Here is a 12,491-nt window from a genome sequence, read left to right as displayed (position 1 = left end):
AGGTTTGTGTCAGCCAGCTTCGGCATCATTCGCCCCCTCATTCATCCAGCCAGCCCCGAGACCGTCAGCCATGAGCACTCCCCATTTCCCCATCTACATGGACTACAGCGCCACCAACCCCTGCGATCCGCGGGTGGTGGATGCCATGATTCCCTGGTTGCGCGAGCACTTTGGCAATCCGGCATCGCGCAGTCACGCCTGGGGTTGGGAGGCTGAGAAGGCCGTTGAGACCGCTCGTGAGCAGGTGGCCGCGCTGATCAACGCCGATCCGCGCGAAATCGTCTGGACCAGCGGCGCGACCGAGTCCAACAACCTCGCGCTCAAAGGCGCGGCGCATTTCTACAAGACCAAGGGCAAGCACCTCATCACGGTGAAGACCGAGCACAAAGCCGTGCTCGACACCTGCCGTGAGCTGGAGCGCCAGGGCTTTGAAGTGACCTACATGGACGTGCAGGGCGATGGCTTGCTCGACCTCGACGCTTTCAGGGCCGCGATCCGCCCCGACACCATCATCGCCTCGGTCATGTTCGTGAACAACGAGATCGGTGTGATCCAGGACATCGCCGCCATTGGTGCGATCTGCCGCGAAAAGGGCGTGATCTTCCACGTGGACGCCGCGCAAGCCACGGGCCGTGTGGACATCGACCTGCAGACCCTGCCGGTCGACCTGATGAGCCTGACCTCGCACAAGACCTACGGCCCCAAGGGCATCGGTGCCCTGTACGTGCGCCGCAAGCCGCGCATCCGCATTGAAGCGCAGATGCACGGCGGTGGCCATGAGCGCGGCATGCGCTCAGGCACGCTGCCCACCCACCAGTGTGTGGGCATGGGCGAGGCCTACCGGATTGCCAAGGCCGAGATGCATGAAGAGAACCAGCGCATCAAGGCCCTGCACGACCGCATGGTTGCGGGCCTGAAAGATGTGGAAGAGGTGTTCATCAACGGTCATGAAACGAAACGTGTGCCGCACAACCTCAACATGAGCTTCAACTATGTTGAAGGCGAGTCGCTCATCATGGGCATCAAGGGTCTGGCGGTGTCGTCGGGCTCGGCTTGCACCTCGGCCAGTCTGGAGCCCAGCTATGTGCTGCGTGCACTCGGCCGCAGCGACGAGCTGGCGCACAGCAGCCTGCGCATGACGATCGGCCGCTGGACGACCGAAGAAGAGATCGACTACGCGATCGCCACCATCAAGGAAAATGTGGCCAAGCTGCGCGAGTTGTCCCCCCTGTGGGAAATGTTCAAAGACGGTATTGACCTGTCCACCATCCAGTGGGCAGCGCACTGAAGGAGAAAAATCATGGCCTATTCAGAAAAAGTTGTTGATCACTACGAAAACCCCCGCAATGTTGGCTCGTTCGAAAAGGGCGATGACAGCGTTGGCACCGGCATGGTGGGCGCGCCCGCCTGCGGTGACGTGATGAAGTTGCAGATCAAGGTGAACCCGACCACGGGCGTGATCGAGGATGCGCGCTTCAAGACCTACGGCTGCGGCTCGGCGATCGCATCGTCCTCGCTGGTGACCGAATGGGTCAAGGGCAAGACGCTGGACGAAGCCGCAGCGCTGAAGAACAGCCAGATCGCCGAAGAGCTGGCGCTGCCGCCGGTGAAGATCCACTGCTCCATCCTCGCCGAAGACGCGATCAAGGCCGCGGTGGATGACTACCGCAAGAAGCACCTCAACTGAGTCCCGGGTTCCCATGGCCATCTCGATTTCCGAAGCCGCTGCGCGGCACGTCACCCGCTACATCACCAAACGCGGCAAGGGCGTGGGTGTGCGCCTGGGCGTGAAGACCACGGGCTGCTCCGGCATGGCCTACAAACTCGAATACGCGGACGAGATCGCCCCGGAAGACGTGGTGTTCGAAGACAACGGCGTGAAGGTGTTGGTCGACCCCAAGAGCCTGGCGTACATCGACGGCACACAGCTCGACTTTGTGCGCGAAGGCCTCAACGAGGGCTTCCGCTTCAACAACCCGAACGAGCGGGACCGTTGCGGATGCGGCGAGAGTTTCAGGATTTGATGCCGTAGTCTTTTCCATTCAGGCCGCCCGCGCTGTGCAGTGCTGGCGGCTTTTGTTTTATGACCCTGAACCTGCAATCGAACGACTTCGACATCTTCGGCATCAAGCCTGCCTTTGCACTGGACCGCACCGCGCTGGACGCGCGCTGGAAGGACCTGCAGCGCGAAGCCCACCCCGACCGTTTTGCCACCGCCGATGCGCAGGCGCAGCGCCAGGCCATGCAATGGTCGGTGCGCATCAACGAGGCTTACCAACGTCTGAAGGACCCGCTCAAGCGCGCGGCCTACCTGTGTGAGATGAACGGCGCGCCGATTCAGGTTGAGAACAACACCGCCATGCCCGCGGCGTTCCTCATGCAGCAGATGCAGTGGCGCGAAGACCTGGAAGAGGCCAGCGGGCTGGCCGATCTGGAGCGCATGGCCGACGATGTGTCCCAGGCGCGCCGCACCATGTTGCAGGGCCTGCAGACCACCGCCGATGACTCGCGCGACTGGCCCGCGCTGGCACAACAGGTCAGAGCCCTTATGTTCGTTGAGCGCTTTGCGCGCGATGTGGAAAGCCGCATCGATCTGCTGGGACAATAGGCGGTTGTTTTTTGAACCGATCGTGACCCATGGCGCTTCTGCAGATTTCCGAACCCGGCCAGTCCCTCGACCCGCACCAACGCCGCGTGGCGGTGGGTATCGATCTGGGCACTACGCATTCACTGGTCGCGGCCGTTCGCCACGGCATTGCCGAATGCCTGCCGGCCACCGATGGTCGCGTGATATTGCCCAGCGTGGTGCGGTACCTCGATCCGGCTCAGGGCGGCTCGGGCCGGCAGATCGGTTTTGACGCGCTGGCAGCGCAGGTTCAGGACCCCGCCAACACGGTGAGTTCGGTCAAACGCCTCATGGGCCGCAGCCGCGCGCAGGTGGTTGACGTGGACAAGCTCTCGTACACCGTGGTCGAGCAGGACGGCATGGCCGTGGTCGAGACGGTCGCGGGCCGCAAGACGCCGATGGAAGTGAGCGCCGAGATCCTGGCCACGCTGCGCTTTCGTGCGGAAGACAGTTTTGACGACGAGCTTTACGGCGCGGTGATCACCGTGCCCGCGTACTTCGACGACGCCCAGCGCCAGGCCACCAAGGACGCGGCGCAACTCGCCGGCATCAACGTGCTGCGCCTGATCAACGAGCCCACCGCTGCAGCCATTGCCTACGGGCTGGACAACGGTTCGGAGGGCGTCTACGCCATCTACGATCTGGGCGGCGGTACCTTCGACATCTCCATCCTGCGTCTCACGCAAGGCGTGTTCGAGGTCATGGCCACCGGTGGCGACTCGGCGCTGGGCGGCGACGACTACGACCAAGCGCTGGCCGCGTGGGTGCTCGCTCAAGCCGGCGTGAGCGCTTCGCTCAACGCTTCGGAGCGTGCGGCTGTGCATGCCGAGGCGCGTCGCGTGAAAGAAGCTTTGTCGTCGTCGGTCAGAGAGACCTTCTGCGCCAGCGTGGCTGGCCAGGCCATCGAACAAGCCGTCACCACCGCCGACTTCGAAGCTTGCACCGCCGCGCTCACAGCCCGCACCATGACAGCGGTGCGCAAGGTGCTGCGCGACGCCGGGATCGCGAAAGACGAGGTCCAGGGCGTGGTGATGGTGGGTGGTTCGACACGCATGCCGGTGGTGCGCCGCACCGTGGGCGAATTCTTCGGCCAGGAACCCCTGACCAACCTCAACCCCGACGAGGTGGTGGCGCTGGGCGCCGCCATCCAGGCCAACGCGCTGGCCGGCAACAGCCGCGACGGTGATTTGCTGCTGCTCGATGTGATCCCACTGTCACTGGGCATCGAGACCATGGGCGGCCTCGTTGAGCGCATCGTGCCGCGCAACAGCGCCATCCCCACCGCGCTCGCGCAAGACTTCACCACCTACCAGGACGGCCAGACCGCGCTCGCGCTGCACGTGGTGCAGGGCGAACGCGACCTGGTGGCCGATTGCCGCAGCCTCGCGCGCTTCGAGCTGCGCGGCATCCCGCCCATGGTGGCGGGCGCGGCGCGCATCCGCGTGACCTTCACCGTGGACGCTGACGGCCTGCTGTCGGTGAGCGCCAAAGAGCAGGGCAGTGGCGTGGAGGCGCGGGTGGACGTGAAGCCCGCCTATGGCCTCTCCGACGAACAGATCGCCGCCATGTTGCAAGACAGCTTTGCCACGGCGGAGCAAGACATCCAGGCGCGTGCGCTGGTCGAGGCCCGTGTGGACGCCGACCGCATGATCGCCGCCACGCGCACCGCGCTCGCCGCCGACGCCGACCTGCTGGAGCCCGGCGAGCGCGAGCAGATCGACGCCTTCATGGCCGCACTGGCCACCACCGCCACGGGCGACGATGCGAAGGCGATCGAAGCCGCCACCACCGAGCTGGCCAAGGCCACCGAACCCTTTGCCGCGCTGCGCATGAACCGCGGCATCCAGCAAGCCCTGGCCGGCAAAAAACTCGAAGAAGTCTGAACCCCATGCCCATCATCAAGATCCTCCCCCACCCCGAATACTGTCCCCAGGGCGCCAGCATCTCGGCGCCCGCCGGCACCTCGATCTGCGAGGCCTTGCTGGACAACAAGATCAACATCGAACACGCCTGCGACATGAGCGCGGCTTGTACCACCTGCCACGTGATCGTGCGCGAAGGCTTCAACAGCCTGAACGAACTCGACGAGACTGAAGAAGATTTGCTCGACCGCGCCTGGGGACTGGAGCCCAACTCGCGTCTGTCGTGCCAGGCTTTGCTTGCGCAAACCGATGTCACTGTCGAGATCCCCAAGTACTCGATCAACCACGCCAAGGAACTGCACTGATGCGCCAGATCGTCCTTGACACGGAGACCACCGGCCTGTCTGCCGACAGCGGCGACCGCATCATCGAGATCGGCTGTGTGGAGCTGCTCAACCGCAAGCTCACCGGCAACAACCTGCACTTCTACGTGAACCCCGAGCGCGACAGCCACGAGGACGCGCTCAAGGTGCACGGCATCAGCAACGAATTCCTGCGCGACAAGCCCAAGTTCGCGGCCATCGCCGACGAGCTGCTGGAGTACCTGCGCGACGCCGAGCTGATCATTCACAACGCGCCGTTCGACATCAGCTTCCTCAACAAGGAACTGGACCGATTGGGCCGCCCACCCATCAAGACCGTGATCGGCCAGGTCACCGACAGCCTGGTGATGGCCAAGGAAATGTTTCCGGGCAAGCGCAACGGCCTGGATGCCTTGTGCGATCGCCTGGGTGTGGACAACTCGGGCCGCACGCTGCACGGCGCGCTGCTTGATGCCGAGTTGCTGGCCGATGTCTACATCAACATGACGCGCGGCCAGGACGCGCTGCTCATGGACCTGGGTGACGCGCCCGATGAAAATGGCCAGACCGAAACCTTGGACTTGAGCAGCTTCGAGCTGCCCGTGCTGTGCGCGAATGAGCAGGAAACGCTGGCGCACGATGGTGTGCTGGCCGACCTGGACAAGGCGAGCAAGGGAAAAACCGTGTGGCGTTCGTTGGCCGTTGCCTGAAACCGCTGAAAACCTGGCTATAATCTGAGGCTTCCGATCGATCGATGCCTTGTTGCATGATTGAGCGATCGGGCGGTTAGCTCAGTGGTAGAGCACTGCCTTCACACGGCAGGGGTCGCAGGTTCGAACCCTGCACCGCCCACCAAAACATCAACCCCCGCTGGCCTCGGCCAGCGGGGGTTTTCGTTTTGTGGCGCCCAAGCGGCGAGGTCAGTCGTGGTCGCTGCTACTACTGCTGCTGCTGGCCGAACCGCTGATCCTGATCACAGGCAGCTTGTACGTCTCGTCCCTCAGCAAGCCCTCGTCCGGATCGCTGTAGGTCTCCTCGTTCACTGGTTGAACAGGGTTCTCCAGATCTTCACCGTCGTCGGGTCTTTGCGCCAAGGTGGTGTCGGGGGCCAGGCCCAGGCATTTTCGGGTTTCCTTGATGGCCCGTTTGGCGATGCCTGCAATGCCATGGTTGCCGAACTCCCACATCGGCAGGCCATACAAGGTTTTCGCTGTCCAGCCCACGATGGCGTTCGCCGCGATCGTGCCGGCTGTGGCGTAAACGACCGCCGATTGCATCGAAGAAAGCCCCAGTTGGTTGAGACCACTCTCGTCCAGCGTCATGTTTTGTGCCGCAGCCAGCGAGCGCGCATCCTGCAATTGCTGGTCGTAGTCCACCAGTGAGAGGCCCAGCAAGATGGCCTGGGCGGCTGTGGGTCCCAGCACCGTCATGTAACCCAGCACACGCCCGATGCTGCGAATGGTCATGGGCGCGCCGTCCAGCCAGGGCTCGGGTGCCGAGCTTTCACCCACCATGGACTTGATGGCCAGCTTGGCCGCCTGGTTCGCGCGAGCGCCGCGCGTGCTCAGTTCGTCGGCCAGTTTCTTGGCCCGCTTGGCCGCCGCAACGATGCGCTTGAGCGACTGGTAGAGCTGTGCATGCGTTGTTGCGAGCGTGGCATCGTAGCTTTGCATGGCCAGCCAGTGCTGATCCTGGTCGTCGTGGGTATTGCGGTACTCGACGATCCGGGCGCGCATGTCCTCGATCTTCTTGATCAACGCAAGAGCGTCCCAGCAACGTGAGCGCCACAGTTCGAGGGTGATGCGAGCAGCCTCCTTTTTTGCTCCCAGCACAGCGGGATGCCCACCATCGCTCAGGTCGACGCCTTGGTAACGGGCTCGCCAGACGTTCTGCCACTCAAACATGGAGACCATGGCGATGGATCCCATCAGCGTATGGGCCACCATGTCGGGCACCCGCGTGACGGCGCTGCCCATCCAGAGTTTCCAGAACAGGTTGGCGGTTCCGGACATGGCATTGAGCACGGTGAAGGTGTGCACAGGCACTTCATCGGTGATGAAGGATCGCGTGCGGGCAGCGCCCACCACGGCACGTGATGGATCGGTCTGGCCGGGTTTGACCGTGCCGTCGGCGTGGCGCTCGGGCACGCTGGCGTTGGAGCGCAGCCGTTTGGGGATGCGTGAGCCGCCATCGGGCTTTTTGGCTTTCTCCCGCTGGATCAGGCCATCAACGATCCCGTTCATGATCTTTCGGTATTTCTCGACCTCGGTCGGGTTGCCCTCGATCCAGGCCCGCATCTGCAGCGCTTGTGCCGTCTGGTAGTTGATGTAGGCGGCTTGATCGGGTGATCCGTAGCTCACGCCAGCGCCGCGCAATGCGCCCCCGATGGGCTCGCCAAAAATCACCTGCATGAACGGCACACCCAGCGTCGTCACCAGCGGTGCATAGAGGGCAGCCCCCGGCAATCCGGCGCCGACCATGATCGCGCCATAGGTGTTGCCGACCACTTTGCCCAGCCCGAAGGTGAGCCAGTACATCACCAGTGCCGAGTAGATGCTGGTGCGCAGTCGGCGCGCACCCAGCTCTTTCTTTTGCGCCAGTGTTTCCTGCTTGGCCACGGCCGTGGCGCTCTGCAGGGAGGGTACCTGGTCCATCAACTCGGCCTGCGTTTCGGCCGAGAGTTTGGACAGGGCTTCCATCTGCACCAGCAGCTTGGTGATCCAGGCCACGCCTTCGTTGGCGATCCCTTGGGCGTCGCGAGGTGTGGCCACCATCTCGATGTTGATGCGAGGGCTGCCGGGCCTGGGTGAGTTGGGCGGCGAGTGGGGCGGGGTGTTGCCCACGGCATTCGAGAGGCTCAGGCGGTTTCGGTTGCTGAGCAATGCCATGCTTTGGCCCATGGGCGACAACGGCAAGGCCTGTATTGGCGGGCGATCCTGATGGGGATCGTCTCCGAAGAGCTGGAAGAACTCCTGCAGAGTGCGATGTTCCTCGCTTTCGTGGTGGCTGTCGCTGTGATCTGACTGTTCCATGTCGCTCTCCTCAGCTGTGAACGGTCTTGTTGAGCGCCTCGTCCTGCGCGAACCATTCGGGGTCCAGCAAGCCCTTGAGCAAGCCGTTTCGCCAGCTCAGCACCAGATCTGCAAAACCCTGCATGGATTTGGCGAGCTGTTCGCCTTTGGTGTTGTCGTCGGTGGGCATGCCCACGCTGAACAACACGCGGTCGTGGCTGGCGTCGTAGCAAAAGAGACCATTGAGGTCGCCCATCCACAGCATCTGCTGGGCAAGCAAGGCTTCGTACACGGCCTGGCGTGCTTTGGGCTCGGGTGCGCCCACCTCGAAGATCACTTGCACGCCGGCGGGGAAGGAGGTCTTCATCATCAGCTCAACGTCCACGCCGTGGATGCTGATCGGCTGGCCGAGGCCCAGCGCGGTGGTGTCTTTGAGGGCCAGCGCCTTGCTGGCATCGGCGCAGAGTTGCGCGAAGATTTTGGGGTTCATGGTGGTGCTTTCAGAAGGCGCAACCGCGCATGGGCGCGGTTGCGGAGACGGAGCAGACGATTCGCTCCTGGAGCGTGCGGGAAGTCAGAGCTTGGAAGCCTGGTGCAGGTAGGCCATGAAGTTGGGTACCTTGGTCCAGGGTGTCGCCCCGGTGGGCAGTACCTCGGTGGCGATCTGGCGCAGATCGTTCAAGGGAACCAGGCGCTTGAGATGCTCCGCAGAAGGCGGCGGCGATTTGGGGTCCAGGTCGTGTGCGCGCATCTGGAGGCCGTAGTCGACGGCGTCCTTGATCGCGGCCTGTGTGGCGAATTTCACCGGATCGGGACGCTCGTTGTCCTGACGGATGTCGATCGCCAGACCGGCATAGTCCACGCAGTACTTTTCATACAGACGGACTTTGTTGCGCGCGCCCACGATCAGCTTTTCGTAGTTACCCACCTTGATGGCTTCTGCTGCGTCGGCAGGCAGGCGCGCGAACACATCGCGATAGACCAACTCGGTGTCTTGCCACCCTTCCACATTGTTGGGGCTCAGCGCGTCCGAGCCGAACAAAAACCGGTCCGGATGGCTGGATAGCAGCTTCACCAAGTCATCGACCTTCTTGGGATCCACCTTCTTTTCCCAGTCGTCGGGGGGGCCGGATTCGTCCATCGTCAGTTGGGCGGCCACCGTTTTCCACGACAAATCGAAATACACGTGCTTCATGTCAGGGTCTTGCAGCAATTGCTCGACTCGGCCGATGTGGCCATCGCGTATGCGTGAGAACTTGCCCAGCCCGCCTGCATGGGCCCAGATGATGTTTGTTCCCCTGCACTCCGGTTGCTTGAGGAAGTTGCAGATGCCTTTGAAGTGAGCGACTTCATGCAACTTTCTGTCCCAGGGCATCACATCCACATCGCAGTGAAGCACCACGGGCATGCCGATCACGCCACAGGTGTTCATGAGCTTGATCAGAGCGCAGGCGCGATTCGTCATGTCGGCCTGAAGGGAAACGCTCACCTTCTCCTGTACCCATTCCTTGTAGACCGTGATTTCGCCCACCCCGGTGAACACGCCTTTGCGACGACGCAGTTTGTCGATCAGCATCTCGCTGCAGCGCATGTCCCCCAGGGGCAGACCGGTCACCATGGGGTCGAACCGGTGCCTGTCTTCGGGTTTGAGTGCCAGGTAGGCGTCAGCCGTCTGATCGTCCACCATGGTGTTGTAGTAAAGCGGGCCGTCTGCCTTGATCAGCTCCTTGTACGTGGCCTCGTCCACCATGAAGGCCTTGCGGACCTTCATGTCGGTGATGTAGTAGTTCGGCACGTCATGAATGTCCAGTGACGTTGAGCCCTTGACCGGGTTGAATTCGGCCCACAACTCCTTGCTCCAGCGGCCGCCGTTCCAGAACCTGTCGATGGCCAATTGCTGATTGATGGTCAGGGGTGGCATGTGGCCCAAGGCATCGCAACTGCCGCACTGCACCAGCAGGTTGGTGGGAATGGGCGCCAGCACGGTGTAGGCCATGTGCATCTGATTCATGGCCGCCAGCAGTTCCTGCGGGTTGGAGCCTTGCTGGGCGTAGTTCTTGTGGTGAAAGTGCACATCACCTTTGGAGCCTTGGCGCACCAGTTTCTGGGCGCGGGGCATGTCGATCTTGTCGTGACTGGCGGTGAACTTGGTTTCCATGACCCGCTCCTCACTTCTTGACCGCTGCGGCCGGAAACTTCTGGTGCAGCTCCTGGGCTTGCTGAGCGGCAAACAGGCAAGTTTTGAGCAGTTGGTCGGCGGTGGCACTGGCGAGCTCGATCGGTTCAGCGTAGAAGATGTGGCCGTTCTTGGGTGAAATGCCGAACCCGATGCCCGCGCCGTTGAAGTTGCCGAAGTTGCGCACCAGCAGCTCGTGATAGAGCGCGGGCGGCGTGGTCGGGCTGGTGGGGCCGCAGTCGGCAAACAGGAACAAGCGGTCACCGGTGAGCACGTCGTCGTAGTTCAGCGAACAGTCGATGCCATTGGCGTCGAAGGCTTGTCCCGCGATCACCTGGGCCGGATCGGGCAGCTTGACCAGGGCGCAGAAGTCCTTGGCCAGTTTTTCAAATTGTTCGCGCAGGTGGTTCTCCATGGAGGTTGGGTGTGTGCGGTGGGCGTATTCCCATCACGGTCCATGGGTGGCGTGTCTGCGCTGTTGGTCTTGGTTGCGCGATTCACTGGGCTGACAGTCCCAGCGCGAAGAACCGAGCCATCCGGTCTGGGCGGGATGGCGCCGCACGTGGGCTCCGGCCAGACTGCCCGCATGCACATGCCCAACGTCCGAGAAGCGTCCGATGAAGTCCCTGTGACCGAGGCGGTGAAGCCCGGCGGGGCAGTCGGCGCGCGGCCTCCCTTGTCAGAGCAGGACTGGCGGGCCTTGGTGGCGCGTTACGCCGGGGCGTTGCGATACACGCTGCGTCGGCGCGTGGCACTGAGCAGCGATGTGGACGACCTGGTGCAGCAAGCGCTGCTGCAGGCGGTGGTGGGCTGGCCCACGTTTCGTGGCGAAGCCGAGGTGTCGACCTGGGTGTTCGGCATTGCCCACAACCTGGCTCGCAACCACGTGACGCGTGGGTCTGGCCTGGTGCAGTTCGGGCTGGACGAAGCGGTGGACAGGGCCTTGTGCAGCGCGCCCGACCCCTGCGAGCGCCTGGTGCAGCGCGAGATGGTCCAACGCCTTCAAGTTGGTCTCAGCGGACTCCCCGAGAAACAGTCCGAGGCGCTGTGGCTCGTCGGGGTGGATGGCTTGTCGTACGACGAGGCCGCTAGCACCTTGCATGTGAGCGTGGCCGCGGTCAAGCACCGGGTGGCGCGCGCTCGGGCAGCGCTGCGCACGGGCGGGATTTGAATGGGCGTGTCGATTCGCCGTCTAGGATTTTGTCGGGCCGGATCCGGCAACCAGAGCGGCTGCGCGCAGCTTGTCCTTTTTGCTCGGGCGCTTGCCCTTCACGCCACCGCCGGCCTCGCTCACCGGCGCCACCTCGGTGGGCTCCAGACCGGGCACCACTTCCAGCGGCAGGCTCAGGCCCTGGCGCTTTTCGATCAGGCGCCAATGGGCCTCGGTGGCCGGCGTCACGAAACTCACGGCCAGGCCGCTGGCACCCGCGCGACCGGTGCGGCCGATGCGGTGCACGTAGTCCACGGCCGAGCGGGGCAGGTCGTAGTTCACCACCACCGGCAACTGGCTGATGTCGATGCCGCGCGCGGCGAGATCGGTGGTCACCACCACGTCCCAGCGCTTTTCCTTGAATTCGTCGAGCGCCTGCTTGCGCGCGCCCTGGCTGAGGCCGCCATGAAACGAGGTGGCGTACAGGTCGCCCTGATGGAGCTTGGAGGCCACGCGCTCGGCCGAGTACTGCGTGGCCACGAACACCAGCACCCGCTGCCAGCCTTGTGTCTTGATGAGCTGACGCAGCAGCTGCGTGCGGCGGGTGCTGTCGACCACGTAGGCCTGCTGCAGCACCACCGCTTCCTCGACCTCAATGCTGGGCACGTCAAGGCGCTGCGGCTCGCGCAGCAAGGTGTTGGCCAAGGCTTGCACGGCAGGCGGGAAGGTGGCCGAGAAAAAGAGGTTCTGGCGCACGGCGGGCAGCAGCGCCAGCACGCGGGCCAGCTCGTCTGCAAAGCCGAGGTCGAGCAGGCGGTCGGCTTCATCGAGGACCAGCAGTTCCACGCTGGCAAGCTTCAATGCGTTGTGCTCGACCAGATCGAGCAGACGCCCCGGTGTGGCCACCACCACGTCGGCACCGCCGCGCAGGGCCAGCATCTGCGGGTTGATGGAAACGCCGCCGAACACCACGGCGGTTTTTGTCTTCGTGGGCAGGTGCTGCGCCAGGCTGCGCACGACTTCGCCCACTTGCGCCGCCAGTTCGCGCGTGGGCACCAGCACCAGCGCGCGCACGCGCCGAGGCGTGTGGCCGGGGCCAGCCGCCAGGCGCTGCAGCAGCGGCAGCACGTAGGCGGCGGTTTTGCCCGAGCCGGTCTGCGCCGTGGCAAGCACATCTGCACCGCTGAGCACGGCGGGAATGGCCGCCTCCTGAATGGGGGTGGGGGTGGTGAAGCCGAGCTCGGCTGCGGCTTGAGCGAGGGTGGGCGCGAGGCCCAGAGCGTGGAATGGCATGGCGTTGGAAT

General features: G+C 63.6%; 13 protein-coding genes and 1 tRNA gene. 9 read left to right on the top strand and 5 right to left on the bottom strand.

The genetic code is table 11. The features are described 5' to 3' along the window. Nucleotides 1-70 precede the first annotated feature (70 nt). From ACN4F8_RS19120 to ACN4F8_RS19085, 8 genes are all read left to right on the top strand, one after another. A complete protein-coding gene (locus ACN4F8_RS19120) occupies nt 71-1,288 on the top strand; it encodes an IscS subfamily cysteine desulfurase (protein WP_419475019.1) in 1,218 nt (405 codons plus the stop codon). Between the two features lie 12 nt (nt 1,289-1,300). Further along, nucleotides 1,301-1,687 carry a Fe-S cluster assembly scaffold IscU gene (gene iscU / locus ACN4F8_RS19115; protein WP_419475018.1) on the top strand — a complete coding sequence of 129 codons (387 nt, stop codon included), beginning with the start codon at nt 1,301-1,303 and terminating at the stop codon, nt 1,685-1,687. A gap of 13 nt (nt 1,688-1,700) precedes the next feature. After that, nucleotides 1,701-2,024, top strand: a complete 324-nt coding sequence (gene iscA, locus ACN4F8_RS19110; protein ID WP_305339559.1) for an iron-sulfur cluster assembly protein IscA — start codon at nt 1,701-1,703, stop codon at nt 2,022-2,024. Between the two features lie 65 nt (nt 2,025-2,089). Then, on the top strand, nt 2,090-2,608 hold the full coding sequence (gene hscB, locus ACN4F8_RS19105; protein WP_419475045.1) for a Fe-S protein assembly co-chaperone HscB: 519 nt from the start codon (nt 2,090-2,092) through the stop codon (nt 2,606-2,608). 29 nt (nt 2,609-2,637) lie between these two features. Beyond that, the gene (gene hscA, locus ACN4F8_RS19100) at nt 2,638-4,509 is read left to right on the top strand and encodes a Fe-S protein assembly chaperone HscA (protein ID WP_419475017.1); all 1,872 of its coding nucleotides are present in this window, start codon (nt 2,638-2,640) and stop codon (nt 4,507-4,509) included. Between the two features lie 5 nt (nt 4,510-4,514). Beyond that, complete coding sequence (gene fdx, locus ACN4F8_RS19095; RefSeq protein WP_419475016.1) at nt 4,515-4,853, top strand: ISC system 2Fe-2S type ferredoxin; 339 nt, start codon at nt 4,515-4,517, stop codon at nt 4,851-4,853. Beyond that, nucleotides 4,853-5,560: a DNA polymerase III subunit epsilon gene (gene dnaQ, locus ACN4F8_RS19090; protein ID WP_419475015.1), complete on the top strand. Its 708-nt coding sequence runs from the start codon at nt 4,853-4,855 to the stop codon at nt 5,558-5,560. Before fdx ends, dnaQ begins: the two co-directional genes overlap by 1 nt. Before the next feature lie 70 nt (nt 5,561-5,630). Then, nucleotides 5,631-5,705: transfer RNA gene (locus ACN4F8_RS19085), tRNA-Val, on the top strand. A 65-nt stretch (nt 5,706-5,770) separates the two neighbouring features. Here ACN4F8_RS19085 and ACN4F8_RS19080 read toward each other — a convergent pair. The 4 genes from ACN4F8_RS19080 to ACN4F8_RS19065 all read right to left on the bottom strand — a co-directional run bounded on the left by ACN4F8_RS19080 (nt 5,771) and on the right by ACN4F8_RS19065 (nt 10,452). Continuing rightward, nucleotides 5,771-7,882 (bottom strand): hypothetical protein, encoded by a 2,112-nt coding sequence (locus tag ACN4F8_RS19080; RefSeq protein ID WP_419475014.1) that lies wholly within the window; start codon nt 7,880-7,882, stop codon nt 5,771-5,773. Nucleotides 7,883-7,892: 10 nt separating this feature from the next. Continuing rightward, complete coding sequence (locus ACN4F8_RS19075; RefSeq protein WP_419475013.1) at nt 7,893-8,351, bottom strand: hypothetical protein; 459 nt, start codon at nt 8,349-8,351, stop codon at nt 7,893-7,895. Nucleotides 8,352-8,435: 84 nt separating this feature from the next. Next, nucleotides 8,436-10,019, bottom strand: a complete 1,584-nt coding sequence (locus tag ACN4F8_RS19070; protein WP_419475012.1) for a hypothetical protein — start codon at nt 10,017-10,019, stop codon at nt 8,436-8,438. A 10-nt stretch (nt 10,020-10,029) separates the two neighbouring features. Next, a complete protein-coding gene (locus ACN4F8_RS19065) occupies nt 10,030-10,452 on the bottom strand; it encodes a CesT family type III secretion system chaperone (protein WP_419475011.1) in 423 nt (140 codons plus the stop codon). Between the two features lie 177 nt (nt 10,453-10,629). Between ACN4F8_RS19065 and ACN4F8_RS19060 the strand changes: the two genes are divergently transcribed. Beyond that, the gene (locus ACN4F8_RS19060; RefSeq protein WP_419475010.1) at nt 10,630-11,208 is read left to right on the top strand and encodes an RNA polymerase sigma factor; all 579 of its coding nucleotides are present in this window, start codon (nt 10,630-10,632) and stop codon (nt 11,206-11,208) included. A 21-nt stretch (nt 11,209-11,229) separates the two neighbouring features. Here ACN4F8_RS19060 and ACN4F8_RS19055 read toward each other — a convergent pair whose 3' ends face one another. Beyond that, the gene (locus tag ACN4F8_RS19055) at nt 11,230-12,480 is read right to left on the bottom strand and encodes a DEAD/DEAH box helicase (protein WP_419475009.1); all 1,251 of its coding nucleotides are present in this window, start codon (nt 12,478-12,480) and stop codon (nt 11,230-11,232) included. Nucleotides 12,481-12,491: the final 11 nt, after the last annotated feature.

Source organism: Hydrogenophaga sp., from assembly GCF_048549895.1.
In the GTDB taxonomy this organism is placed as follows: Bacteria; Pseudomonadota; Gammaproteobacteria; order Burkholderiales; family Burkholderiaceae_C; genus Hydrogenophaga.
The sequence above is the reverse complement of the archived record's forward strand: the minus strand, read 5'-3'. Positions and strand labels throughout refer to the sequence as shown.

What these genes read in the sequence shown, in the direction of transcription:
- ACN4F8_RS19070 (WP_419475012.1), bottom strand. Translation starts at nt 10,019, where the DNA reads ATGGAAACCAAGTTCACCGCCAGTCACGACAAGATCGACATGCCCCGC.
- ACN4F8_RS19065 (WP_419475011.1), bottom strand. Translation starts at nt 10,452, where the DNA reads ATGGAGAACCACCTGCGCGAACAATTTGAAAAACTGGCCAAGGACTTC.
- iscA (WP_305339559.1), top strand. Translation starts at nt 1,701, where the DNA reads ATGGCCATCTCGATTTCCGAAGCCGCTGCGCGGCACGTCACCCGCTAC.
- dnaQ (WP_419475015.1), top strand. Translation starts at nt 4,853, where the DNA reads ATGCGCCAGATCGTCCTTGACACGGAGACCACCGGCCTGTCTGCCGAC.
- ACN4F8_RS19080 (WP_419475014.1), bottom strand. Translation starts at nt 7,882, where the DNA reads ATGGAACAGTCAGATCACAGCGACAGCCACCACGAAAGCGAGGAACAT.
- ACN4F8_RS19120 (WP_419475019.1), top strand. Translation starts at nt 71, where the DNA reads ATGAGCACTCCCCATTTCCCCATCTACATGGACTACAGCGCCACCAAC.
- ACN4F8_RS19075 (WP_419475013.1), bottom strand. Translation starts at nt 8,351, where the DNA reads ATGAACCCCAAAATCTTCGCGCAACTCTGCGCCGATGCCAGCAAGGCG.
- hscA (WP_419475017.1), top strand. Translation starts at nt 2,638, where the DNA reads ATGGCGCTTCTGCAGATTTCCGAACCCGGCCAGTCCCTCGACCCGCAC.
- fdx (WP_419475016.1), top strand. Translation starts at nt 4,515, where the DNA reads ATGCCCATCATCAAGATCCTCCCCCACCCCGAATACTGTCCCCAGGGC.
- ACN4F8_RS19055 (WP_419475009.1), bottom strand. Translation starts at nt 12,480, where the DNA reads ATGCCATTCCACGCTCTGGGCCTCGCGCCCACCCTCGCTCAAGCCGCA.
- ACN4F8_RS19060 (WP_419475010.1), top strand. Translation starts at nt 10,630, where the DNA reads ATGCCCAACGTCCGAGAAGCGTCCGATGAAGTCCCTGTGACCGAGGCG.
- iscU (WP_419475018.1), top strand. Translation starts at nt 1,301, where the DNA reads ATGGCCTATTCAGAAAAAGTTGTTGATCACTACGAAAACCCCCGCAAT.